This window comes from Paenibacillus phyllosphaerae, assembly GCF_014192105.1.
Taxonomy (GTDB): domain Bacteria; phylum Bacillota; class Bacilli; order Paenibacillales; family Paenibacillaceae; genus Paenibacillus_Z; species Paenibacillus_Z phyllosphaerae.
This window is the reverse complement of sequence record NZ_JACHXK010000008.1, coordinates 147,256-172,713: the sequence shown is the minus strand read 5'-3', so window position 1 is coordinate 172,713 and position 25,458 is coordinate 147,256. Positions and strand designations below refer to the sequence as shown.

The 25,458-nt window shown below is 54.4% G+C and carries 16 protein-coding genes; 3 read left to right on the top strand and 13 right to left on the bottom strand.

Annotated features, from left to right (window positions below):
* Positions 1 to 27 precede the first annotated feature (27 nt).
* From FHS18_RS18420 to FHS18_RS18390, 7 genes are all read right to left on the bottom strand, one after another.
* Positions 28 to 876 carry a carbohydrate ABC transporter permease gene (locus tag FHS18_RS18420; protein WP_183601563.1) on the bottom strand — a complete coding sequence of 283 codons (849 nt, stop codon included), beginning with the start codon at positions 874 to 876 and terminating at the stop codon, positions 28 to 30.
* Between the two features lies 1 nt (position 877).
* On the bottom strand, positions 878 to 1,816 hold the full coding sequence (locus tag FHS18_RS18415) for a carbohydrate ABC transporter permease (protein WP_183601562.1): 939 nt from the start codon (positions 1,814 to 1,816) through the stop codon (positions 878 to 880).
* Between the two features lie 118 nt (positions 1,817 to 1,934).
* On the bottom strand, positions 1,935 to 3,314 hold the full coding sequence (locus FHS18_RS18410; protein ID WP_183601561.1) for an ABC transporter substrate-binding protein: 1,380 nt from the start codon (positions 3,312 to 3,314) through the stop codon (positions 1,935 to 1,937).
* Between the two features lie 174 nt (positions 3,315 to 3,488).
* Positions 3,489 to 5,171 (bottom strand): response regulator, encoded by a 1,683-nt coding sequence (locus FHS18_RS18405; protein WP_183601560.1) that lies wholly within the window; start codon positions 5,169 to 5,171, stop codon positions 3,489 to 3,491.
* Positions 5,164 to 6,903 carry a sensor histidine kinase gene (locus FHS18_RS18400; RefSeq protein ID WP_183601559.1) on the bottom strand — a complete coding sequence of 580 codons (1,740 nt, stop codon included), beginning with the start codon at positions 6,901 to 6,903 and terminating at the stop codon, positions 5,164 to 5,166. Before FHS18_RS18400 ends, FHS18_RS18405 begins: the two co-directional genes overlap by 8 nt.
* A gap of 247 nt (positions 6,904 to 7,150) precedes the next feature.
* Complete coding sequence (locus tag FHS18_RS18395; RefSeq protein WP_183601558.1) at positions 7,151 to 7,975, bottom strand: GNAT family N-acetyltransferase; 825 nt, start codon at positions 7,973 to 7,975, stop codon at positions 7,151 to 7,153.
* A 15-nt stretch (positions 7,976 to 7,990) separates the two neighbouring features.
* On the bottom strand, positions 7,991 to 11,989 hold the full coding sequence (locus FHS18_RS18390; protein ID WP_183601557.1) for an S-layer homology domain-containing protein: 3,999 nt from the start codon (positions 11,987 to 11,989) through the stop codon (positions 7,991 to 7,993).
* Positions 11,990 to 12,327: 338 nt separating this feature from the next.
* Between FHS18_RS18390 and FHS18_RS18385 the strand changes: the two genes are divergently transcribed.
* Both FHS18_RS18385 and FHS18_RS18380 read left to right on the top strand, forming a co-directional pair.
* Positions 12,328 to 15,120 carry a family 43 glycosylhydrolase gene (locus tag FHS18_RS18385; RefSeq protein ID WP_183601556.1) on the top strand — a complete coding sequence of 931 codons (2,793 nt, stop codon included), beginning with the start codon at positions 12,328 to 12,330 and terminating at the stop codon, positions 15,118 to 15,120.
* Positions 15,121 to 15,326: 206 nt separating this feature from the next.
* Complete coding sequence (locus tag FHS18_RS18380; RefSeq protein ID WP_183601555.1) at positions 15,327 to 16,517, top strand: hypothetical protein; 1,191 nt, start codon at positions 15,327 to 15,329, stop codon at positions 16,515 to 16,517.
* Positions 16,518 to 16,608: 91 nt separating this feature from the next.
* Here the strand turns inward: FHS18_RS18380 and FHS18_RS18375 are convergent, their stop codons facing one another.
* From FHS18_RS18375 to FHS18_RS18350, 6 genes are all read right to left on the bottom strand, one after another.
* Positions 16,609 to 17,247: a nitroreductase family protein gene (locus tag FHS18_RS18375; RefSeq protein ID WP_183601554.1), complete on the bottom strand. Its 639-nt coding sequence runs from the start codon at positions 17,245 to 17,247 to the stop codon at positions 16,609 to 16,611.
* A 228-nt stretch (positions 17,248 to 17,475) separates the two neighbouring features.
* A complete protein-coding gene (locus tag FHS18_RS18370) occupies positions 17,476 to 20,154 on the bottom strand; it encodes an Ig-like domain-containing protein (protein ID WP_183601553.1) in 2,679 nt (892 codons plus the stop codon).
* Positions 20,155 to 20,443: 289 nt separating this feature from the next.
* Positions 20,444 to 20,725 carry a hypothetical protein gene (locus tag FHS18_RS18365; protein WP_183601552.1) on the bottom strand — a complete coding sequence of 94 codons (282 nt, stop codon included), beginning with the start codon at positions 20,723 to 20,725 and terminating at the stop codon, positions 20,444 to 20,446.
* Between the two features lie 34 nt (positions 20,726 to 20,759).
* A complete protein-coding gene (locus tag FHS18_RS18360) occupies positions 20,760 to 21,887 on the bottom strand; it encodes an FAD-dependent oxidoreductase (protein WP_183601634.1) in 1,128 nt (375 codons plus the stop codon).
* Between the two features lie 112 nt (positions 21,888 to 21,999).
* Positions 22,000 to 22,869: a sugar phosphate isomerase/epimerase family protein gene (locus FHS18_RS18355; RefSeq protein WP_183601551.1), complete on the bottom strand. Its 870-nt coding sequence runs from the start codon at positions 22,867 to 22,869 to the stop codon at positions 22,000 to 22,002.
* Positions 22,866 to 23,861: a Gfo/Idh/MocA family protein gene (locus FHS18_RS18350; RefSeq protein ID WP_183601550.1), complete on the bottom strand. Its 996-nt coding sequence runs from the start codon at positions 23,859 to 23,861 to the stop codon at positions 22,866 to 22,868. The genes FHS18_RS18355 and FHS18_RS18350 overlap by 4 nt, the downstream gene beginning before the upstream one ends.
* Before the next feature lie 217 nt (positions 23,862 to 24,078).
* Here FHS18_RS18350 and FHS18_RS18345 point away from each other — a divergent pair, with 217 nt between their 5' ends.
* Positions 24,079 to 25,359 carry a saccharopine dehydrogenase NADP-binding domain-containing protein gene (locus FHS18_RS18345; RefSeq protein WP_183601549.1) on the top strand — a complete coding sequence of 427 codons (1,281 nt, stop codon included), beginning with the start codon at positions 24,079 to 24,081 and terminating at the stop codon, positions 25,357 to 25,359.
* Positions 25,360 to 25,458: the final 99 nt, after the last annotated feature.

The window sequence follows — 25,458 nt, the reverse complement described above, 5'->3', positions numbered from 1 at the left end:
TCTCGTAATCAGATCGACCCGGTTGCATTAGCCCTTGAGGCCGCTCGTGCTAATCCCTTCCACGATATAGCGTTGGAACAGGAAGAAGATGATGAACACCGGGATGACGCTTAGCGTCGACATTGCGAACAGCGCGCTCCAATTCGTGATCGAATCCGGATCGGAGAACATCTTGAGGCCTAGCGACACGGGATAAAGCTGAGGTTTATTCAAATAGAGCAGCGGCCCCATGAAGTCGTCCCAGCGCCAATAGAAAGAGAAGATGGCGCACGTCATCATCGCCGGAACGATCAAAGGCACGATGATTCGCGAGAATATCGCGAACTTGCCGCATCCGTCGATCTTGGCCGCTTCATCCATCTCGTGCGGCAATGTGCGGATGAACTGCATGATGAGAAAGATGAAGAACGGCGTGCCGAAGAAGGTCGGCAGAATAAGCGGCCAATACGTATCGACCCAGCCGAACCAATTGAACATGACATATTGCGGCACCATAATAATCTCAAACGGCAGCATCATCGTCAGCATCATGCAGACGAACCAGACGTTCTTCCACCTGAAGCGGATCCGGGCGAAACCGTACGCGATCAATGCCGAAGAAGCGACGCTGCCGAATGTGGACAGGAGCGTAATGATCGTCGAGTTGATGAAGAAGGTTGCGAAGGTCACGCCCCCGAATCCTTGCCACCCCTCGATGTAGCTGGAGAAATCGAGACGGTTCGGAATGAGGGAATGGGCCGTCGTGAAGATGGTGCCGTTATCTTTGAATGAGCCCGCAATCATCCACAGCAGCGGGTAAAGCATCATGAACGTCAGCGCAAGCAGCAGCGCTTGTTCGCAAACCAGCTTGAGGACGGACTTTCGACGCAGGTACATCCTACCGCTCTCCTTCCGATTCGTAATGCACCCAGTACGAAGAGCTCTTGAAGATCAGCGCCGTGAACAGCCCGATCACGAGCAGCAGCAGCCACGCCATGGCCGACGCATACCCCATATCGAAGAACGTAAATGCGCGCTGGAACATATAGAGAACGTACACGAGCGTCGAGTTGAGCGGTCGGCCGTCTTCGAAGATGATATAGCTCGGGGTGAAAGCCATGAAGCCTTGAATGGTCTGCATGACGACATTGAATAGGATGATCGGCGTCAACAGCGGGATCGTGATGCGGACGAACCGCCTCCAAGCGCCTGCGCCGTCCACTTCGGCCGCTTCGTAATAACTGGCCGGAATATTCTTCAATCCCGCAAGGAAGATGAGCATGGAGGATCCGAATTGCCAGCCATAGAGCAAAATCAACGTCCAAATCGCATAGGCCGGATCACCGAGCCATGAGACCGTCGGCAGGCCGAGCTTGGCGAGAATCGAATTGAGCGCCCCTTCATTGCCGAACAGCTGCCTCCACATGACGGAGACCGCGACGCTGCCGCCGATGACGGAAGGCAGATAGAGCAAAGTTCGGTACATCCCTTTCATGACGACGAGCCTGGCCAAGAGCAGCGCGACCGCCAACGCGAAGACAAGCCGGAACGGCACTGCCGTGAATACGTAGAAGAGCGTCACTTTGACCGATTGCACGAATTTCGGATCATCCATGAGCATGCGCTCATAATTGGCAAATCCGATCCAGCTCGGCGTGCCGAGCATATCGTAATTCGTAAACGACAAGTAGAGCGACATGACTACCGGGAATACCGTCAGCGCGAAGAAGCCGACCAAGAACGGCAGGATGAACAGATAGCCGGTCAGGTTATCGTTCTCCTTCTTCTTCCTCTTACCTTGCGCTGCCGCAGCTGACGACGAAGCCTCTAGACTCATGCCAACCCCTCCTTCCGCGATTTAAGCAATCCGTATAAGAAGACCGGCTCCGCTTCGATCTGAGCGGGCGTCATTCGTTCGGAGCCGGCCATTCCTTATGCGCCGATAGTTGTCTTCATTATTCCGCCCCTCGCGCGATGATTTCTTCCGCCCGCTTACGGAATTCGGCAGCCGCCTCTTCCGGCGTAAGCTGCTTATACATCACTTGCTCGTGAATCTCCTCCATCGCCTTCGAAATTTCGGAGGCGCCGGCCGGATAGACGCTGTCGATCGGGCTGCTGTTCTCGCCGATCCTATCGATGTAATCGAAAATCATCTTATTCGTCTCGTCCAGATCGGCAGCCAGCGTCTCGCGTATGGTCGACGTGATCGGAACGCCGCGTTCGCCCATCATGATTTTGTTCGCTTCCACGTCGTTGATGAAGTAGTCGATGAATTTCGCCGCTTCCTCTTGATGTTTGGACTTCTTGCTGATCGAGAAGAACAACGATGGTTTCAGATACATGCCTTTGCTGCTGTCCGGGCCCGGCAGCGGGGCCAGCTTGAGCGTCCGGTTCGCCGCCTTGGTCAGCGCGACTACCTGGTTCGACCAGCGGAAATCGAACGGCGCTTTGCCGTGCACGATCAGCTGATCCTCGATCGCTTCATGCTGCATGATGACGTCCATCGACGGATACGTCTTCTTCTCCTGCTGCTCCAGCGTCATGGCGAGATATTCGGCCAACAGCTTATCGTCAAAGCCCAGTCCCTTGCCGTCTTCGCTGTACATCTTCTGGCCGTGCTGGCGAGCGTAATACTCGAAGATATTGGTAATCTCAAGACCCTGAGTACCGTAATTTCCCGTCTTGGCATACACGGTTTCGGCTGCCTTCTTCCAGTCGTCCCACGTCCAGTTCATGTCAGGTGCGGCTACGCCGGCATCCTGCAACATCTGTTCGTCGTAGATGACCGTCAGCGCGTTCATCCCGAGCGGAATGCCCAGAAGCTGGCCGTTCGCGATCCCGGAAGCCATGATACCTTCATTCGCCTTGCTGACGTCGATCGTTCCGTTCTCGGTGAACGGCTTCATATCGAGAAGGACATCCTTGCTGGCATACTGGGTCATATATTCGCCGAAGTTCATTTGCAGCACATCCGGCATATTGTTGCCGGCGACCATGGCGGCCAGCTTTTCCCAATAACCGTCGAAGCTCGTAAACTCGGTCTCGATGTTGACATGCGGATTCTTCGATTCGTACAGCTTCACCACTTCGTTCGTCAGGTCGTGACGGGTCTGGGATCCCCACCACATAAGGCGGAGCGTGATATCCTCCTCGCTGTCACCGGCGGAACCTTCCCCGGCTCCTTCCTTGCCGCTGTTCGTCACAGCCGGCGTGGCGCCTTCATTCGTAGGCGTGTTGTTCGTTCCCGCATTCCCGCCGCCATTGCTGCAGGCAGACATCGTGAAAGTAAGCATCAAGGCTGCAGCGAGCGTGATCAACGTCGACCGTCTTCTCATGGTATGGATAGACCTCCTCAAGGCTCTTTTCGTATAGCTGCTACATAATGGTAGCGCATTCATAAGGACTCGAAAATATAACGAATCGGCATCATCCGTTAAAAAAACCGATATCCTGTGCAGGCGTCGCGCCTTAGGAATCGGCTGGTTGACGTTCAAATTTCCGTTAGACGTTCATTTTTCCGGCATAATGGACAGTTGTTTCATATATTCCGAGGGTGTGAGCCCGGTATGCTTCTTGAACACTTGGCTGAAATATTGGGGATTGCTGCGAAATCCGACCTTCGCGGCAATGTCTAGAATCTTCACGTATTCCGCGGCCGCGATCAGCCGCATCGCTTCCTCCATGCGGACGCGAATCATATACTGCGAGAATTTCTCGCCGGTCTCCTTGCGGAACAGCTTGCCGAGGTAGTCCACGTTCAAGTAAAAAATGTCATGAGCCAGCTTCGATAACGTCAGTGATTCTTCAGGCAGATGCTCCGCCACGTAACGGATCACCTGGTCGATCACCTTCGACTGCGTCTGCATGTTGGCCTCGTAATTGCGCATTGCCACTTCGGCGGCTGCCTGCAGCAGGTAGTCCTCCGTCTGGTCCAACGTATCGAACGCATCCTCCCGCAGCAGATACGATTCGAGTCCAAGCATCGGCTTGATCCGGGCAGACGTACCCGCTGCCGTCATATCGGCCGCATCGGGGGAACATCCGGGGCCGGCGTTATTGGCAGAATGGGAGCCTGCCGTCCACGCTGGCTTAGCGCTTCCTTTCTCCCGCAGCAACACGAGATACAGCTCGAGCACGCACGATTTGACCAACCCTACATCCAGCTTGCTCGCCTTTAGCTTGATAATGGTATCGCGGACGAAAGTGTGCACGCGCTCCAAATTTCCGCTGCGCACTGCGATGGCGAACGCTTCTGCGTCGACCTCCAGCTCCATCGGCAAGCCTTCGACGGGATGCAGGATATCTTCTGAGGTTATAATGCTTCCTTCTCCCAGATAGAAACGGTGCGACAAGCATGCCAGCGTCTCTCGGTACAGATACCGAAGCTGGGTGATGGAGCCGGGATGGCTGACCGCGATCGTCAGATCGAGGCGGAAGTATTGTCCGTACACCTGCTTCACCCGTTCCAGCAGCGTAAGCCAACGCGCCAGCTCGCCGTCCTCTACGAGCAGCACGAGACGATCGCCGATCGTCGTGTTAAGCAGTACGTGCTGGCCGGCGTCGCGAACGAGTTCTTCCGCAATATTATGCAGGGCGAACAGATGCTCGAACTCGCAGCTGCCTTCGATCTCGAACAGCAGCAGCCGTACCGCTCGCCCTTCGATGTCTAAACCCAGCAGTCCGCCATAATAATCCCAATCGCGCTTGCTATAGGTCTTGTTCATCAGGCATTCCTTCAGGAATTGCTCCTTGATCTGGGGGAGAACGCGCGCCAACTGCTCCATCGTTGCCGCCCGGAACGACTCTTGACGCTGCCTTTCCTGCAGCTCCTCGACAGCTTCGACCAGCACATGTTCGATTTCATCTTCCGTGCAGGGCTTGAGCAAATAATGCCGGACGCCTAGCTTCATCGCCGTCTGGGCGGAAGAGAACTCTTCATGACCGGACAGTACGATGAAGATCATGCCGGGATAACGTTCCTTCGCCCACTGAATGAGCTCGATCCCGCCAAGTTCGGGCATTCGGATGTCGGTAATGACGATATCCGGCGGCATGGCTTCGATGTGACGGAGCGCTTCCATGCCGTTCACCGCTTTGCCTGCGAGCCGCGTCCCGTGTTTGTTCCATTCCACGACACTCGCAATGCCTTCAAGAATAATCCGCTCATCGTCCACCAGCAGTACGTTATACATCTTCATCCTCCCATCGATAAGGGACGCGTATCCGAACCGTGGTCCCCTTCCCTGTGTCACTGTCGATATCGACGCCATATTCGTCGCCGAACATCAGCCGGATCCGTTCGCGGATGTTGCTCAGCCCGATGCCCGTTCCTTTCGGCACGACGTAACCCTCCTTGATCGCGAGCAAGGTTGCTTCGTCGATGCCCGGCCCGTCATCCGTCACTCTGATCGTGATGTGCGAATCGCCTGATTCGAACGACAACGTGATGGTGCATGGACTCGACATCGCCTCGAGTCCGTGCTGGATGGCGTTCTCCAGCACCGGCTGTACGGTCAGCTTCGGAATGTAACAGCCAGACAATTGCTCCTCCCCTTCGATGCGGAATTGGAGCCGTTCACCGAATCGAATCTGCTGGATGGTCAGGTAATTGCGGACGATCCGCATCTCCTCCTCAATCGTAATGAGCGGTTCCTTCCGGCTGATGATCCCTCTCAGCAGACGCCCGAGTGCCGTCACCATCGCCGAGATATCCGGCTGACGGTTCGTCTTGGCCATCCAATTGATCGATTCGAGCGTATTATATAAAAAGTGCGGATTGATCTGCGCCTGCAGCGCTTTATATTCCGATTCGTTGATGGCTAGCTGCTTGGCATAATTCTCGCGGATCAGCGCGTTGATCGTCTCCAGCATCAAGCGAAAATGGCGATGGATCTGGCCGGTCTCGTCCATATTCGGATTGTCGCCCTGAAACAGCTCCTCGGTATTGAAGTTCCCCTTCTGCACCAGCTTCATCTTTGCCGTCAGCTGTTCCAGAGGCCTGGAGATCGAACGGCCGGCCACCCTCGCGATGTAGAGCGCCAATCCGAAGAGCAGCGCATACACGCCGAACAGCCCGTACTTGATCATGTTCGATTGCAGGAAGACGCTTCCGTAGGGCAATACGTTATAGTAGGTGAAGGATTGATATTTGGAGATCAGATGAGTGATGAAAAAAGTTTCGCCGTTCATTTTCGCGATTGTGTACCCTTGCCGTTCGCGAAGCGGCAACTGCGTAAGCGGCTCGACCGATCCGGCGCCGTTGGATAACACGACGCGCCCCGCATGCTCCATGACGAAGTAACGGTCCCCGCTCAGCTCGAGCGACTGGCCGGTCAACCGCTTCATATCGATGTAGACGATCATGACGCCGAGATTCTTCAGGCTAAGGCTGCTCATTCTGCGAATTTGGCGGACGGCAATCAACACATTCGGCTCCTCGGCCGGCAGCCAGACGACCGATCCTCCCGCCTCCATCGCCCTTCGCTCATATTCGGCGGTATCGAGACGATAGCGCGACGTAATGGCTGCCTGACTCTCCCCGCCCGTCACATCGTTAATCTGGATTGCCGATACGGCATGATGATGCTGAGCCAGCTCGATCAGCCGATCCGTCAGTTTATCTTTCATTTTGAAATAATCGTAATCCCTCATAAGTCCCGTAACGCTCGATAACTGTGTCTGGATCGTACGGTCGCTAAGGATATCGAAGGTCAAATCCTCGATTTCCCTCAGCTTGCCGTCAACCATGCCCGAGGACAAATTCAATACTTGCGCCGCCTCCGCATAGACCTTGTCCTCATAAATTTGGGTTGCGTAATGGACCGCGACCATGCTCAGGCCCGACACTAGCGTCATGATCACGGCCGTAATGAGGAAGATTTTGTTCTTGATCAACTGATTGCTGTAATAGGCGCGCAAATGCAAGACAACAGTTTCCCCCTTTTGGCAAGTAAAGTCTACGACCCATTCGACGCCTCTATTTCTTTTTCCTGTGAAAACGCTATCTTTTCCAACTTTGGGCCTACTCTCGTTTAGGCATGCCAATTAGCGACAAATCAAGGCGAACCCGCTGGCACCATCTTTAATGGCGTAGTCGGGTTTCATTCCAAGTGAAAAACAAAATGATTGAACACAAAAGGGACACCATGGGCGGTGTCCCTTTGTTATAGCTTTATCCGTATTCACGTAATGAAAGCGGTTTGCGCAACCGCAAGGATGTTTTGCGATGGATCATATGATGATGCAACCGCTTGTGGATGAAGCGGAGCATCGGCTTGTTGGATGCAGCAACCGCCATGCGGATATATCGATACTGCGTATGAAGAGCGTGTCTCCTTATCATTTCGCACGCGAGCGCAATTCCTTGTCCGAACATGCGATGATTCGCTTCGGCATGAAGGGTCCGGAAGAGCAGCATATTCGTCGCGATTCGCTGGATCGACTGCCAACCAACCAACTGTCCATGATAGGTTAATCCTTTGCTCAGTTCCGAATCAGCGAGCGGATCCAACGCTACTCGATTTTCTATTTCGGCCCAATCGATCAATTCATAGCCATCCGGCAGTTCCGTTAAGCGAAGCCATTCTTCTTCCTTATCCAATGACTCGGGCATGCGGAAGGTGAACTGATGAAACAACGTTTGATCAATGGAATATCCTCGGTTGAAGTAGAACCGGCGGCCGTGACCGCCTTCGTTCTCCGTGATCTCCACATAGCTGACCTTGCATCCCGCTTGCTCCAGTCGCGATTCCGCCTCATGCAGCAGCTGGTTGCCGATACCAAGTTCGCGGAATGGCTCGAGCACATGCAGATGCCTGATCAGTCCGCTTTGGCCGTCAGGGGTAATGCTAGTCAGCACTGCGCCTGAGCGAATTCCATCCGATTCCGCTTGCAGTGCAAATGAACGGTCACGCTTAGAGTCGTGACTGAGACTCAACAGATGATTCGGAACATAACCGCGTAGCGACTCGGGAGAGACGATCTGAATCCGTGTCATATGGAGCGCATCCTTCTACTCGGACATGATCGGGTCGAAAGAATCTGTCTCTTCATTGTAAGTCACCAGCTCAGACGGAATCAGCGGAATACCCGAATTCGTGCCTTCAGCTTTACTGAATTGAAAAAGAGCAAACGACAAGTTTACTGAGACTTGTTGGATGGTCGATACAGTTGCAGCTGGTCCATCCATGACTGCTTTGACAGCATCAATAGCGGCTTTTAAGTTGGCTGCATTGGTGTTATCCGGATTTGAAGTCAGCGTAAGTTCTGCCATCTGTATCTGCTCCGCCAACGAGGTCTTGTCTCCGACTTTCATTTGATTGAACTGGTTAGAAGCGGTGCCTAGAGCGTTTTGCGCCATAAGAATATCGTAAGGAATTGAGTTCGGATCTGAAAGCACGTTAACCGCTGTAACAATTGCATTCTGGAAGACGGCCTGGTCTGCTTCGTACAGTATGTCGCCGACTTCTTCCCCTAGTTCAGTGCGATCATACTCAGCTTGTGCGAGATAGATCGTGTTGGAAAACTGATAATACATGTAAGCACTATCGAGGTTGCCGAAATGAGTAGAAATGGCGGCATAATTCAAATCGCCGGAAGTCAAGTAATCGTCGGCTGCTTCGATAGCTGCAAGGAAATTGTTTGCATCAAGTTCTCGGTATACATCGGGAGTGCTAGCGATATATGCCTTGTAAGATTGAATTACATTCACCAAATCAACCATTAGCTTCCAAGTCTCAATATTGGATAGCGCTGATTGCAGTCCCGATTTGCCCTGGTTGATTGCCACTTGCCATTCAGAGCCTGTCAGCGTGTCCTGATTGAGCGCCTCTTTGGCTGAAACAATCGCGTTAGTCAGATCTTCGATTGCTTGCGTTCCGCTGTATTCCAGGTCAATGCTTTCAGCTTTAGCGATTAATGCCGCCAACGCATTCGTGTTGACTACGGTAATTTTGGTGCTCTGGAAAGCTTCAATCGCAGACGATAGCTCAGCTGCTGCATTGTCCACGGCCGATTGCGTCGCCGTCGCTGAAGCATTCGTCGACTCCGCAGCTGCAATCGCTGCATTAAAGCTGTCTAGTGCCGAGACTGGGAATTGGCCATAATCTTCTTCGCCGATATCCGTCTCCAGATTCAATGCGGATACGATTGCCGTCGCTTCCCCAATCACCGCTTGGATCGTCTCTTTGCTCGCTGCAGGAGCGTCTAGCGCATCTAGAGCAGCTTGTAACTGACTTAACTCACTTTGGACTGCCGTGTGCCCTTCTGCTCCTTCAGGCTTGCTGTCGATGACGGCTTGAGCGGATTCGATTGCCCCTTGCAGCTCGAATTTCGCTCCAGCCGAGAGGGTCTCCTCTTCAGCCACAGCTTGAGCTTCCGTTATTAATGCCGCCAGCGCATTCGTGCTGACCGTCGTAATCTTGGTGCTCTGGAAAGCTTCAATTGCTGCTTTTAGCGCAGCTGCCGCATTGTCCACGGCCGATTGCGTCGCCGTCGTTGAAGCATTCGTCGACTCCGCAGCTGCAATCGCTGCATTAAAGCTGTCTAGTGCCGAGACTGGATATTGGCCGTAATCTTCGCCGAGATCCGCCTCCGAATTCAATGCAGCTACGATCGCCTTCGCTTCCCCGATCACCGCTTGGATCGTCTCTTTGCTCGCTGCAGGAGCGTCGATCGATTCTAGCGCAGCTTGTAGCTGACCCAATGCGCTTTGGACTGCCGCGTACCCTTCTGCTCCTTCAGGCTTGCTGTCGATGACGGCTTGAGCGGATTCGATTGCCGCCAGCAGTGCGGATTTCGCTCCAGCTGAGAGGGTTTCTTCTTCAGCCGCAGCTTGAGCTTCTACAATTAAAGACGCCAGCGCATTCGTGCTGACCGTCGTAATCTTGGCGCTCTGGAAAGCTTCAAATGCAGACGATAGCGCAGCTGCCGCATTGTCCACAGCCGATTGCGTTGCCGTCATCGAACCATTCGTCGTCTCTGCTACTGCAATCGCTGCATTCAAGTTGTCTAGCGCCGAGCTTGGATACTGGCCGTAATCTTCGCCGAGATCCGTCTCCGGATTCAAGGCGGTTACGATTGCCGTTGCTTCCCCAATCACCGCTTGGATCGTCTCTTTGCTCGCTGCAGGAGCATCTAGCGCATCTAGCGCAGCTTGTAGCTGACTCAACCCAATACTGACTGCCGCATGCCCTTCTGCTCCTTCAGGCTTGCTGTCGATGACGGCTTGAGCGGCTTCGATTGCCGCCAGCAGTGCGGATTTCGCTCCTGCCGAGAGGGTTTCTTCTTCAGCCGCAGCTTGAGCTTCTACAATCAAAGACGCCAGTGCCTTCGTGCTGACCGTCGTAATCTTCGCGTTCCGGAAAGCTTCAATCGCTGCGTTCAGCGTCGTTACCGCACTATTGACGGCGGATTGCTTGACTGAGGATTGCGCGTAAATCGCTTCGGCTGCGTTAATCGCTTGCTTGAAGGTATCGAAGGCCGCGCTTGGATATTGGCCGTAATCGTCCCCGATCGCCGATAGTTCATCGATGCCGTCCGCCAAATCCTTCGCCGCTGAGATGGCAGTTTCAAGCGTCTTTTTGTTCACGCTCGTTGTCGTGCTTGTTGTATTCGTGACGACAGTGTTGTTGGACGTCCCGTTCACATTGCCGATTCTGTCTTTGAATTGACTATAATTGCTAATTACCGATGAGGGGTCTACGCCTTCCGGCAACGTCAAATTCGCAATCTTCGTTTTGTCGCCTAACGTCATGTTGCTATTCCCCGACGCAACGTTCAAATCGGTGACGTTCGCATCCAGATTGACGTCCTTCGCCCCTTCACCGACCGTCATCTTCGGCAGCGTGATTCCGGTATCGGCTTCGATCGTCGCATTGCTGTTCACCGCAATTGTTCCGACTGTAGTATTGCCGCCTGCGGCGACACGAACGCCCGGTTTGTTCACGTTAATGCTTCCCAGGTTCGCATTCTGGAACACGACGGTATTGTCGTCCCCGCCTTTGATCAGCGTCTCACCTTCAACTTTCAGACCGGAAGAATAAAAGTCATGCTGCAAACCTGCCCCGACCTCGAAGTTTCCTTTGACCGTCAAATTGTTGACCGTGATGTAGTCCGCGTTCGCGATGAGCGTCCCCGCTACAATTGCTCCGTGCCCATCCAACACTGCGTTGCCGCTGAATTCCGCAGCGCCTTCCGCCGCAGACCGTCCGCCGGACAGCAGCTCAAGCGCTTCGACAGATTCGATTACACCATTGCGCATGGTCGCAGAAAGCTTCGCGCCTGCAAGTGCGGCTTGATTGTCCGCAACGAACAAACCTTGAACCTCTGCAGCCGCCGTATACGTGATTCCGGATGCCGTTACCGTTCCTTCACCGACTTGCTCGATCGTGAGCGGAAGCTGGTTCGATACGGTGACGAAAACTGCCGCTGCCTCTCCTCTTACGAGCGAGGCCTTAGGATTAAACTTGCCGTCCGTCATCGGGAACAGCGCTGCCGCCGCGGCGGCCTGAACGCTTTCGCGTGCCCATTGCCCTGCTTCTGCAAGATCATCAGGAGTAGGCGCGCCGGCCATTGCAGCTAGGTCTAGACCGAGTGCCCGAACCAGTACCGTTGCCGCTTGCTCCCGCGTCACCGGCTCATTCGGCTGGAACGAGTTGCCGCTTCCTTTCATCCAGCCTTTAGCTGTTACGGCTTCGATCGACGGAGCAGCCCATGATTGCGGACGTACATCCTTGAACGAGCTGGTCGCAACCGCCGAAACGGATAGTCCGAATACCCGCGACAGCAACGCGGCGAACTCCGCGCGCGTCAATGTACGCTCGGCATGGAAATTGCCTTGTTTGTCTTTGCTCATCAGCCCACGCGCAATCGCTTCTAGTACCTGCTCGGAATCTTGCTCATGACCTTGTTGTATGCTAGCTGTCTCTTGCGCATATGCCGTTAGCGGCGTAACCGCGGTTACGAGCGCCAGAGCAGCTGCCGTTGCCTGTTTCCCCTTGTTTGCACCCATGATATGATGCCTCTCTTCCAATCATCGAATTAGATTCATAGTCCTCTTCATATAATAGGTCTTTAGTTTTGCTTTAACAAGGACTTTAGCATCATATTACGACGATGTTCGACAAACTACTCGGAAAGCAATCAATCCCCTCCTATCCAGGCGCTTCCACCTGATATTTACGCCAACAAAGATTGGAAAATCGTATGAAAGGACCGCTTATTACAAATCAATTTGGCTGTATTTATGTTACTTTGTAAGCATCTCCCGGCCCAATCGATGACCGGAAAGGAGGAGGCTTCACAGCACTGCGCACAGGCATCTTTATCTATCACTTAGGAGGGTTTCAATTGAACAGAACGATCGGCATCGTTATGGCTATTCTGCTCTTTGCCTGTACCATCATTCCCGCGGACGCGCGTGCGGCGGCTCCGTCGCAAGACGGCCATGGGCTGCTTGGCGAGTTTTACAAATGCGTGCCGAACCCGGCTAACCGGGAGGATATTGACGTGTTCACTTTCAATGATCGGAAGGGAGAACGGACTGTCGCCAATCTGAACGGCGATTCGTTCACCGGGCTATTCAACTCGATAACCGGTTCGCCGGACTACAATACGGCGCGGTTCACGGGCACGATCGTACCGGAATATACGGAAGATTACACCTTCTACATGAAAGGCGACGACGGGTTCCGATTATGGGTGAACGGCGAGCTAATCATTGATTTTTGGCAGCAAAAATGGGAAATCGAACAGGCCAGCAAGCCAATAACGCTCGAAGCAGGCAAGCATTACGACATCAAGATCGAATACTTGCAAGGCTGGGGCGGCGCTTGGCTTCGAATGGAATGGAAAAGCGCGAGCCAGCAGCGGGAGACCGTGCCGGAGTCGGCGCTCTATCTACCCGCGAGCCATACGCTTGCCGCCCAGAAAGCCGCTTTGACGATTGAATTGCAGAAGGCCGATTATCTGACGGATACGTTCGCAGATAAGGTGACGCCGAATGTCGTGGACGCGATCCGCGCCTCCCAACGAGAGGCGACCGAATTGTTAGGCGCCATGGACGGCATGGAAATCGAAGTCCGCGACAAAATCGCGCTGCTGCTTGCGCAAACCGGCAAACTGTCCGCGGCCCGGACCACTTTCATGCAAGAGATGGGCGTCACCAGCTCCACCGTGCACGATAAATTCAACAACCCGCTCTATCAGGGGCAGGATCCTTTCGTAGCGTACAAGGACGGCTTCTACTATTTCGTCTCCTCCAGCAATCTGGATTCCAACAACAAGGTATACGTCTCCAAATCCCGTACGCTGACCGACCAAGGCGAGAAAGTCATGGTGTTTGATTCGCAAGGCACGCAGACGCGCATCTTCGCGCCGGAACTCTTCTTCTTCGATGGCAAATGGTATATCTATTATTGCGCGGATTTGCAGAGCTTCGGCTATCAGCATATGGCTACGGTATTGGAATCGGTAACGGACGATCCGCAAGGTGCCTATATCGACAAAGGCGCGATCTATACAGGCGAGAACGGCGTCACCAAACAGGCGAACGACTTCACCGTATTCGAACACGGTGGCCAGCTGTACGCGGTGTGGGGAACGCTTGGCGCAGGCGAACCGGTCGGTCCGGCCATTGCGCCGATGGACAATCCGTACACGATTACGGCAGACCGCTCCTTCCTGCCCGGCGGCGGAGGCGAAGGCCCGCGTGTGCTGCAGAAGGACGGCCGCATCTTCATTACCGTATCGGAAGGCGACTATCAATCGAACGGCTACCGTCTCTCCTATTTCATGAACACGGATGGCGACGTGCTGAATCCGAACTCGTGGTCGCGGAAGAACGATGTGTTCGTGGCCACCGGCGATGTGTCCGGTCCGGCGCGGGCGGGCTTCGTCAAGTCGGCGGACGGCAAGGAAGATTGGATGATCTACCACTCCCGCGTCTACAAAGACACGAGTCGAAACTGGTGGCGGCAAGTCAACATCAAGGAGTTCGGGTGGAATGAAGACGGTACGCCGGACTTCGGGCAGCCTGTGTCCCCTTATGAATGGCAGGAACTGCCTTCTGGCGATCCGGGCCAAGGCGATATGTACCAAGCGGAAGACGCGATTCTATATGGCGGCGCCACGGCGGACGATGCGTACGCCAATTACCAAGGAAGCGGCTACGTCCATTTGCCGGAGACGGCCGGCGCCGAAGCCAGCTTCGTCGTGAATGCCGAGGAGGAAGGCGATTACATCGTAGGTCTGCGCTATGCGTACGGCAAACAAGTGAACGGCGAATCCACCAATCAGCCGAATACGCAGCTGCCTGCTCGCGCTGAGCTCAATATTTTCGTGAACGGCGTGTTCGCCAAGACGATTGCCCCGGATAAAACGGCGATCAGCTGGGAGGAGTGGTTCACGGGCTCCGAGCGATTGACGCTTCAAGCCGGCAAGAACGTGATCAGCTACCGCATTGACGACGGCAGCATCGGCAACGTCAACGTAGATTTCATCACGATGTACCGAGCGGATGTGCCGAATCCTACAGGAGAATCCCCGCTGTCTGCAACATTGACGGGCGACGATGAAGTTGCGGCCGGCAGCACATTCACCATCCGGTATGGACTATCCCATATCCCTCAGGATGAGGCGTTCTTCGCCCAGGATCTGATCTTCCGTTACGATCCATCGAAGGTCGAACTCGTATCGGTCGAGTCGCTGGTCGAAGGATTGACCGTCCTGGACTACAAGGTCGATTCGGCGGGACTTGCGCGGGTCCTCGTCATCAGTGAAGGCGCGGAACATGCGATTGATGAGGACGGCGATCTGTTGAAGCTGACCTGGAAGGCGCTCGGCGAGGCACTTGGCACCGAAGTGTCGTTGTCCTCTGCCCTGCTTGCGAACGCGACAGGCAACGAGACGACTTTGTCTGAGGTATCGCATTCCGTTGAGATTACGGACGGAACGGTTACGATTCCAGGCGACACGAACGCCGACGGCAAAGTCTCGATCGGCGATCTCGCCATCGTGGCGGCCAACTATGGCAAGACTTCGGCAAGCGCGGATTGGCAGCAGGTCAAGCAATACGATCTGAACGATGACGGCAAGATCGAACTTGCGGACCTCGTCATCGTCGCGAAGACAATACTGAACTGAATGCGCTACGGGCAACAACCGACCTGATCGAGGTCGGTTATTGTTGTTTCTCGGACCGAGATGTCATGACCGTCACCTGCCAGTCATATGACTTGTCATAGCAAATCATGAAGTTTAAATATGCCTAAGGATACTGGTGTGCGGCAGACGATTCCATCATACTTGAGGAAAGACATCCAATATTTGGTCGAACGCAAAGGAGAGAGATGATGGAAAAAGCACTGCAGAATAATGCCCGCGTATCGAATGCCTCCTCATTATCCAGGGGGCAATCGCTGATCGGCGACGCGATCGGCAACGACAAGGCACGCGTTTCCCCTTACGACATCGAGAAAGCCGTCGCGCTGATCGAACAGTCTTTCGCCATTCAACAGGAACGGATTCAAATTATCGTCGACGCGGCGCTGTTGGCAGTCGAACAGATTCAGGACAAACGGCTCGAACTGTTGGAGAAAGGCAAGACCGTCACGATCAACGACGTCATCTTCGATCTCTTGTCCGTATACCTGTGGGAGGTTGGCCTGGTCGGACATGTGCTGCAGCCGCTAGTGAAAGAAGTTACGCGTATCATATGTTCCAAATCGCTCAAGTACAGCGCCGTGTACAACCATCTGCAGAAGTCCGATTACGGAGCCCAGTTCATCGGTTATGCCAGACAGGAGAAGGACAGCAAGACGCTGCTGAAGGAAATCATCAGCGATCACGTCCGGAACACGCAGCAGTTCAACAGCGAACAATTCGCCCTGTTCAGCAAAGAAGCGCGTGACCTGGTCGCTTCGGCGCCGGACTTAGTCTGGGAGAAGGCAACCGGCGTCGTCGGCAAATGGAAAGATATGAAGGAAAAAGTGAGCGAAACGACGCTCGAGACGACGGATACGCCAGGCGTGTCGATGCTCAAGGCGGCGCAGTCTTACGTGAGCCGTCACCGTTTTGCGCTGCGGCTCCAGCAAGCTCGCATCGTCGCGCTCGTTCGCTCCCAGCCTGCCATGACCGTCAAGGAACTGAAGGACTTGACGTCTATCTTCAAGGCCGAGGAACTGCCGGATACTTCCTTCATCCGCGACCAATATCAATGGACGTTCGAGATCATCATTTGGGCTCGCATGTACGGCTTCAAGAAAGATGCCGGGGATTCCCCTTACGTCGTGAGTAACGGGGACGAAGGATTCAGGGGTATCCGCTCCGACCTGACGTATTATTGGTTCGACCGCTTTCGGGATATAATGAGCTCCTATGCCCGCATGAAGGGCGATGACTGGGATAAGCTCAGCGTTCCGGCCAAAGCGACCGCGCTGAAGAATTACTTCGTGGAAGTCATGAAATTGCTCGACGAGAAGACCAAGGATACCGGCCCGATCGAAGCAGCGTTTATCGTGACGAACCAGCCCAAGGAATAAGAAGTTATAACAAAAGGCGTATCACCTGGATGACTCCAGGGATACGCCTGTTTGCGCGCTATATGAACCGACTAATAACCGTCAGCTATTCTTATTGCTCCAGCTTATTCCAGTACGTGACTTGACCGATCGGCAGACGGGCTTTCGGCAAACCGGCGCCGGACGCTTTGCCGATGGAGATCAGCATCACGGGTACTAGATGGGACGGGATCTGGAACTCTTCGATGAGCTTCTCATGCGAGAATCCGCCCATCGGAACCGAGTCGTACCCTCTCGCCTTCGCGACCAGCATCAGCTGCATCGAAACCAATCCGCCATCGATCAGCGCCACGCTGCGCGCTGTGTCCTCGGACATCTTTGCGTAGTATTCCTTCATGCGAGGCACATACGCATCGCGGGATGCTTGAGGCATTCCGGCTTGAACGGCAAGATCGTAGATCTCGTCCGCACGCTTGTAGGCTTCCTTATCTCCAAGAATAATGACAGTCGCCGCCGAGTCGAGCACCTGCTGCTGATTGTTCGCGATCGGATGCAATCTCGCTTTCACTTCAGGATCGTTCACGACGATGAACCGCCATGGCTGAAGATTCGAAGATGAAGGCGCGAGCGTTGCTTCTTCCAGCATCGCCGTAAGCTCCTCTTGCGAGATACTCACATTCGGATCATACGTGCGAATCGACTGACGCTCCCGAATTACCGTGAACAAATCCGTCTGTACTGTCTGGGTCATTACTTATTCCTCCACTCTTTAACTGTAATATCAATTGTTACTGTATTAAATATAGTTACAGTATAAATTAGGACCCACTCCCTGTCAACCCGTGTTTGCTAACCGGAATTACCGCGAATAACAATGGCGTATCCCAGTGGATACGCCATTGTTGCGGGTTGCATTATATTCATATAGCGTGCCGCTTCTAGTACGCTGTGCCTCTCCCTATTGCGGCTGTCGGTTCCGTTAAATCAATACGCCGTTGTTGGTTAGCGTTGTCGTCGTTTCGGCTGCTTCTTCCGTCGTTGCTTCCGTAGTTGACGGATTAATAATGCTATATAGCTTGGCGGCCAGCTCATCGCGCGATTCGAGAATTTCGAGCGCCATCTGCTTCATGCGGATCTCCGTCTCGAGCATATTGTTCTTCAGCGACTTCTCGCGTACCGTCTCCGTCTGCAGGTTGCGCGAGTAGTTGTCGAGCGCCTCTCCTTGACCGAGGAGCGCTTCCACGATGACGCCCTCCGTACGCAGTACGTGGCGATTGGCCGCCAGGATGATGCCCGGTACCGAAATTTTCGTGCCGCTGGCTTCGTCATTGTACGTCGAGACGTAATCTTTTTTGACGCGCAAGTAGTTGGACAGCGGAATGACGTTGCCGTTCTCGTCCTTGAATGGCGTATCCTCGACGAACCGGTGATGCTTATCCTGATAGTCGAAAATATTCGTCAGCTGGTTAATGATCGAATTGCGTACCTCTGTCCGTTTCTCCGGGAGAATAATCTCCGCCAGCAGCGCATCCAGCTGCGGGAGCGTCACTTCCTTGTACGTGTGCTTCTCTACGCCGTTTACCATGTCGACCTTGAAGAAACCGATGCGCATGTCGACCAAATGCAAGAGCGTAATAAATTCCTGGTTCATCTGACGGAACACGAAGTTGAGCGAGCGGCCGACGTTGATGTTCTCGATCTCGCGGATCAGCGCGGACTCTTCGCCCGACGTCGTCTTCTCTTCGTAGTTCGTGTTGATCTGCACGTCACGGCGAGCGGATGCCCTGGCGACATGCTTCTGCGTGCTGTTCGAGATATTGCGCGCGAACTGTTCACGGGCCGCGTTCGTTCCGCCGCTGGCGCTCGCGCTCACCGATGCGCTGCCCCATCCCCAGCTTGCCCCGGCTTCGGCGCTTACCTTGTACTCGAAGCTTTCCTTGTAATTCTTCTGATCGGTCTGCTCGTTCCCCATCGATTTTTCGAACTCGTCGGCGATTTCGTCGGTAACGGAATCGAGAATGGTGGAAGCGTTTTTGGCCGTTTGCTCATTCTGCGTATACGAACGAATGCTGATCTTGGTCTTCTCGCCCGGCAGCAGGGAGAACGTCTTGATCGTGCGGCCGGCGCCGTAATTGCCGAGGAAGGATGACATCCGGTAGGACTCGACGAGAATAATTCGTTTCAGCCTGGAGCTGACTTCGGGCAGAATCGTAACGTTCACCGAGACTGTCTTCTCGATGGAATTCCCCGCAGCGTCCGTGCAGCGAGCAGTTACGATATGGATGCCCGGCTCCGTAACGCTGAGCGTTGCTTTCCATGACGACCAGTCGCCCGGCGCCTTCTCCGATGCGCGAATAAAGACCGGATTAAGGTTGAGCGAGACTTCGACAAGCTTGATTCCGCCTTCGTCCGAAGCGGTACCCGTCACTTCGATGACGGCGCCTTTGGAGTTGGTACCCGCGATTTGCGCATTGTTGAGCGGAGCGGTGATGGCAAGGCTAGGAGGAGAGGCATCGACCGCGAGCGTCTGGCTTTTGGTCGTGACGTTGCCTGCCGCGTCGGTACATTTGACGGTAAGGGTATGATTGCCTGGAGCAACGCTGATCGTCTTGCGCCAATTCACGTAGTTATTGCTGGACTCGGCTGCGATGAACGCGCCGTTATCAAGCGAGATTTCCACTTTGCCAAGCGCGCGGTCATCGGAAGCGGTCCCTTCGATCGTAACATTCGCCGTCGCTGCTCCGTTCGCGGAGAAGAATTGACCCGGAGCCGGAGCCGTGATCGCAAGCGACGGCAGCGTGACGTCAGGCGCCGCCGCGATCGTAACGTTGACGGTAATTTTATGGGTCGAGATTTTAGTTCCGGCGTAAGCTTTGGCCGTAATGGCAACTTGGCCGGCAGTTGTGATGGTTACATTGTCAAGCGACCAGGAACCGTCGCCTCCGAGTTGTGCGGTCTGGAAAGATCCGCTGCCGATCTGCACCAAGACTTTCGTGATCGCTGCATCGCCGGAGTCGACGCTCGCGTTGCCGTATACATTGAACACCGCGCCGGTATGCGCGCCATTAATCGTACCGTTCGCTGCCGGTGACGAGATATAGACCGATACGACGACAGGATCCGGGAGATCTCCGCCGCCGGTGCCGTCATCGATCGGGCGCAGCGTCGGAATCGGCTCGTCAATCGGCTGTTGCGCGGCAAGGCCAGCCAATCGCCCGGCTGCCAGAGACGGCGTGCCCGCAGCGAACGGCTGCTCGTCGCCGACAATGTTGTCAACGAAGTTATACGTAAGCGCGCCCGTCATGGATTTGTACAAGTTGAGCTTTTTGCCCGATGCTTCCATCCGGAGCACTTCTTCTTCGGTCAGTTTCGCCAGGCTTGGGCTTACCCGCTCATCGGCAGGAATCGAAGCGAGCGCGCTGAGCGACTTGCTCGCATTCTCATCGGCCGGCGCAGTTAGCGACGCTTCTCCGCCGCTTGCCTGCGAGCTGAATGCGTTAGCGCTTGCAACCGTGCTCGGCGTGAAGTAGCTGTCCGGGAACTGTATGTCAATGAAGTTCCGGCCGCTGTAGGCAGTCGGTTCTGGCACATTATAACTTAGGATCGGCGCCGTACCGCCGGGCTGAAGCTTGATCATCGGTTCTTGATTGCTGGACATGAATAGTTCCCCTTTACAATGAAATTTTGCGAGCAGGTAACGCCTGCTGACCAATCCCAATCTTTGCGTTTCGTTATCCTCTCTACACACAGAATTTACCTTTTATTGTGTCATATCACCAGTGTCTGTTGTCATTGGTTACCAGTAATACCTAATCGTGAAACTATAGGTACAAAGTACGGATAACGCGAAATTTGTTCGAATTAGGAGGAAGGGGAGCAACGCAAAAAATCCACTTCGGAAAGTGGATTCATGGCAAATAATACTTCGTCTGTATCTGTATGCCGCTCTATTGCTCGACCGCTTCGCTCACCGTGACGCGCCGGAGGGGATTCCATCGGTCATCGACCGAAACCGAGTAGGACTTGCCGCAGGCTTGTACGATCGACGGGTTAGCCGGCGCGCCTTGAATCTCTACATCCGTGCATGGCGCAAAATGTTCTTGGACCGCCTCGATCGTCTGATTCGTCTTTGCTTGGAAGTAGAATGTACCTCCTGCAAGGACGACCAAGATCGGGATAGCCAAATATTTAAAATACTTCAGCGCGTTAAAATCGTTGATGTTCGTCATGGCGTTTCCCTTCATCATATAGAATGCCTGGGCATTATTGGCCAAGCGCCTTGCGGATGTCGTAATCGGCCAGATCGATCGCAAGCTCCATGCCTAGCGCAAGCTTCGCAAGCTGGCTGCCGACATAGGGGCCGACCGTCAATCCGGATGCGCCAAGTCCGTTCGCGGCGAGAAGCCCCTCCCAACCCGGAATAGCGCCGATCACCGGCAAGAAGTCGGCCGTAAAAGGACGGAACCCGACCCGGACTTCCCGGAACTCGCAATCGGCCAGACCAGGGGCCAAAGCAAGCCCTTTGCTCAATACCTCGTGCATGCCCGCCGGCGTAATTCTCGTGTCATAACCTTCGATATCGTTCTCGTGCGTCGCGCCAATGACCAGCTTCCGCTGTTCGAACGCGAGCAAATATTGATCGGTTGGCGGAATGACGACCGGCCAGCCGTCCGTGCTCGGCACAGCGTCCGAAGCCTGCAGATGCATGATCTGCGCCTTCTGGTAGTTTACCTTGAAATCGATACCGAGCGGCTGCAGCAATGGCCCCGCCCAAGCTCCCGCACATACGACTACCCGATCTGCCGAGTATTGGCTGCCATTGACGGTAATGCCTGTCGCACGATTCTCTTGAAAATCGATAGCAGCGTCTCCATAGATAATCTTTGCGCCATTCCGCTGAGCGGAGCGCAGCAGCGCATCCCGAAGCGCGCGGCCGTCGACGCGGGCAGCCCCGCTAATATGGACGGCACCATATCCTTCATCAAGCAACGGGAACGACGAGCGGGTGCGATGTTCATCCATCCGGGTAATTTCGCCCAGCTCGGGGGCATCTTCTCTGCGCATCTGCGCTCGCTCTTCCATCCGGTCCAACTTCTCCGGCTCCCTATGCAAGCTTAACGCACCGACTTGAGCATAACCGGTCGCGGTCTCTCCTTCCCGTTCAAGCTCCGCAATGAGCTCAGGGTAATAACGCGCGCCGGCTTGGGCCAATCGATACCAAGCTTTATTGCGCCGCTGCGACAGCCATGGACAAATAATGCCGGCCGCCGCATCGGTAGCCTGTCCAGGATCTTTACGGTCGACGATGCGGACATTCGCGCCCAGCTTGGCTAGCTGATAGGCCGTTGAAGCGCCGGCGATGCCCGCTCCGATAACAATCACGTTCACGATACGATTCATTCCTTCCTGCAAACACTACCTCCTATTATAACGGGATTGCTGCCAATAGAAAAAGCCGCGTAAATGACGCGGCTTCGTCGATCATCCTTATCGTCGGACAATACTATCTGAAATATTGCGCAAGATGACTTGCTGCTTTCACGATTCCTTGCTGCTCCGCTTCGATCGATCCCCAATACCGATGGTCCTCGAGCTCGATGGAGATTGCGCCTTGATAGCCGATCTGCTCGAGCCGTACGGCAACTTTGTTCCATTCCACGTCGCCATGTCCAGGAATCGTATATCGCCACGAACCTTCCGAGAAGGCATACTTGGACTCGAATGTCGACGGAAGAATGCCGCATTCGTAGAGCTCGTCATGCAGAATCTCCGTATCCTTGCCGTGGCAGTGTACGATTCGGTCCCCGAACTCGGTCAGCGCGCGCAGATAATCGATTCCAAGCCGAACGAGATGGGAAGGATCATAGTTCAGGCCAAAATGCTTCGACGGAATCGCCTCGAACATCGCTCTCCACATCTCCGGCGTACAGCCTAACGTCGAATAATGAGGCGCCGGTCCAGGCCAGCCTTCGATTGCCATATATACGCCTTGCTGCTCCGCATGGCGAACGATCTCCGGGAAGGTTTCCTTCCAGATCGCGAAGCCTTCGCGCCTTGGGAGCGTATGATCTTCCGGGACTAGGCACAGGAACATCACGCGTCCGCCCAGTTCGGCGATCTGGTCGATCTGCAGCTTGAACGATTCGACGGCTTCGCTCCTCACTTCCGGATTACGGCTCAATAGACGGGAGGTATGCTGCGCGTCGACCGAACCAATTCCGATCCCGCGCGCGTCGCAGGCTTGCTTGATCTCGGGAGTCAACTGCGGAACGTCCAGTAGATCAAGTCCGGCTTCCGCCGCCCATTGAACGGTGTAATGGATGCCCTGCTCCCCGATTCGCGGCGGTATTCTCATTCCGATCGGATATCTCATGAAGTTGTTTCCCCTTCCGATTGAATTGGCGCATCCGGCACATATCCGGCGGCTTGATAGATCATTTCGGAACATTTAACGACCTTTAAGGCGAATTCGCCCGGTACGAGCACGTCATGCCGGCCAAGGATCGCGTCGATGAAACTCTTGTCTTGATTCGTAACCGGCTCCGGCAGTTCGGGAATGACCGCTTCCTCACGGTAGCGTCGCAGCGTGACTTTGCCGTTCTCGTAGAATATACCGCCCTCTTCGCCGCAGAACACGAAGGTTTCATGCCAGCAAGGGGCATACCCGACCAGATTCAGTCCCGCCAACGCACCTTCCGCGAACCTGATGGACGTGAACGTATCGATCTCCACGGGCGTGCCGTGTCTATGAAGCTGGGGCTTCACATCGACCGGCGTAAGTCCCGTGGTCCACAGCAAGACGTCGATGATATGGCTGCCGGAGTCCATCAGGAATCCGCCACCCGATAAAGCCGGTTCCTGCCGCCACGAACCCGTCGTGCCTTGCTGCCATTCTTGATAGAGCGAGGCCGTAATCGAAGTCAGTTTGCCGATCGAACCGCTTGCGATAGCCTCCTTAATGTAGAGGAACTCGGGTTGAAAATGCCGCTGATACGAAACCTGCATCACCTTGCCCGCCTGCTTCGCGGTATGGATCAGCAGCTCGGCTTCCGCTGAAGAGCAGGTCATCGGCTTCTCGATGAGCACATGCAGCCCTTTAGTCAGCACATCGTATGCTTGCTGAAAGTGGAGCGTATGCGGCGAACAGATTACGACTGCATCGAGCTCGGCTTGATCCAGCATCGCCTCATAGTCAGCGAACAGGCTTGCTTCCTGCAAATCGAACTTCTCGGCGAAAGCTTGCCGGTTGCGTTCGTTGGTATCCGTCAGCGCCGTGATCTGTACCTCCGGCAATTCCAACAGCTGTTTGGCATGCCATCCGGCCATGCCGCCGGTGCCGATCATGCCCACGCGAATTTTGCTCATCGTATGTGCCCCTCCCATTATGTATTGCGGGACTACTCATCTTCATTGTAGGTACGTAAGCGGTTTCAAACAATTCAACTAAGCGCCATATGAACCGGAATCGGCATGTAATTAAGCGACAATGCGAATGCGTCGTGAAATAGGCTTTCCCCCTCGTGCAGGTGCGCGGTCCGCTTCCGATTCTATGAATACATTATTCATAGAGGGGGTGAGAAGAATGAAGAAGAACGACATCATTATCACGCTGCTCGGAAGCGGCGGCGGCGTTGCCAAAGCTATTCTCGCGATACTAAACCACTCGCATCAATATGCCGGCGATCCGATTCATATGCCTATCAACAGCTGTACGTTGCATTTGATCGACCGCGAGCAGAAAAACCGGGCGTATTACGATCAAATCCTTGACTCGTTTCGGCCGAACGCCTTCGTGTTGCATCAATTCGATCTGGATGACCTCGACCGCTTCCGTCAACATTTGGCCGAGACGGGAACGACTCATGTCATCGACGTCTCCTGGGCAGACACGGTCGATATGCTGGATTGCTGCCATGAAATGGGCGTAGCGTATGTCAATACCGCGCTTGAGAATGTAATGGTCGACAATAATGAGAAGCTTGAAGGCTATACGCTGCTCGAGCGTTTCCGTATTTTCCAAGAGCATCGCAGCCGTTTTCCCCGCATGAAAGCGATCATCGGGTCGGGCATGAATCCCGGCGTCGTCCAGTGGATGGCGCTTACGCTTATGCATCAACATCCCGGCGAGAAGCCGATCGGATGCTACATCGTCGAACAGGACACGACTTTTTTCAAAGATAGAACACTTGCTCAGCCGAATACGATCTATTCGACCTGGTCACCGGAATGTTTCTTGGATGAAGCGATCGACAACTATCCGATGTACGTCACCAAGCATATCCCGCATATGATGTACCGCGACGTCTATGAGCAGGAATTCAAGGTTACGTTGGGAGACAAGCAATTCTACGGCTGCTTGATGCCGCATGAGGAGATTCTGTCGCTCGCGCAAACGTTCGACATGGAGATGGGATTCATCTATCGGGTAAGCGAGGAAATGACGGCGCTCATTCGGGCGAATCTGGACCGGACGGACGAGCTTTGGGATTGGGATCTGCATGTGCTGAACCCTAAGGAAGCCGAATTGGACGGAGAAGATCTGGTCGGCGTGCTGCTCGTATACCCGGACCATGAACGCTATATGTACAACGTCATGCGCAGCTCCGACATCTACCCGGTCTTTGCCGTGAATGCGACCTATCTGCAAGTGGCCTGCGGTCTCTATGGCGCGCTTGCGACGCTGCTGCTAGACGATATACCCGATGGCGTATATTGGGTAGACGAGCTGCTGTTGCAAACGGACAGCCGATATGGCGAATATCTGTCGACCTACATGACAACCTTCATTACAGGCGAGAATGCCGCATCGGACGGCTTGCTGCTGGACAGGCTGACGTCACGGCAAACGGATGCCGGCAGCTGACGAATGCAGATGGAGGATAAACGTCTTGGACAAGCACAAGCTATGTATATACGGCCTCGAAAACCAAAAATAACCTTGGCTTACTTGCGGCCAAGGTTG

Coding starts and splice junctions, on each gene's coding strand:
- FHS18_RS18415 (WP_183601562.1), bottom strand. CDS start 1,816: ATGAGTCTAGAGGCTTCGTCGTCAGCTGCGGCAGCGCAAGGTAAGAGG.
- FHS18_RS18395 (WP_183601558.1), bottom strand. CDS start 7,975: ATGACACGGATTCAGATCGTCTCTCCCGAGTCGCTACGCGGTTATGTT.
- FHS18_RS18375 (WP_183601554.1), bottom strand. CDS start 17,247: ATGACCCAGACAGTACAGACGGATTTGTTCACGGTAATTCGGGAGCGT.
- FHS18_RS18365 (WP_183601552.1), bottom strand. CDS start 20,725: ATGACGAACATCAACGATTTTAACGCGCTGAAGTATTTTAAATATTTG.
- FHS18_RS18405 (WP_183601560.1), bottom strand. CDS start 5,171: ATGTATAACGTACTGCTGGTGGACGATGAGCGGATTATTCTTGAAGGC.
- FHS18_RS18410 (WP_183601561.1), bottom strand. CDS start 3,314: ATGAGAAGACGGTCGACGTTGATCACGCTCGCTGCAGCCTTGATGCTT.
- FHS18_RS18390 (WP_183601557.1), bottom strand. CDS start 11,989: ATGGGTGCAAACAAGGGGAAACAGGCAACGGCAGCTGCTCTGGCGCTC.
- FHS18_RS18345 (WP_183601549.1), top strand. CDS start 24,079: ATGAAGAAGAACGACATCATTATCACGCTGCTCGGAAGCGGCGGCGGC.
- FHS18_RS18420 (WP_183601563.1), bottom strand. CDS start 876: ATGTACCTGCGTCGAAAGTCCGTCCTCAAGCTGGTTTGCGAACAAGCG.
- FHS18_RS18380 (WP_183601555.1), top strand. CDS start 15,327: ATGATGGAAAAAGCACTGCAGAATAATGCCCGCGTATCGAATGCCTCC.
- FHS18_RS18350 (WP_183601550.1), bottom strand. CDS start 23,861: ATGAGCAAAATTCGCGTGGGCATGATCGGCACCGGCGGCATGGCCGGA.
- FHS18_RS18355 (WP_183601551.1), bottom strand. CDS start 22,869: ATGAGATATCCGATCGGAATGAGAATACCGCCGCGAATCGGGGAGCAG.
- FHS18_RS18370 (WP_183601553.1), bottom strand. CDS start 20,154: ATGTCCAGCAATCAAGAACCGATGATCAAGCTTCAGCCCGGCGGTACG.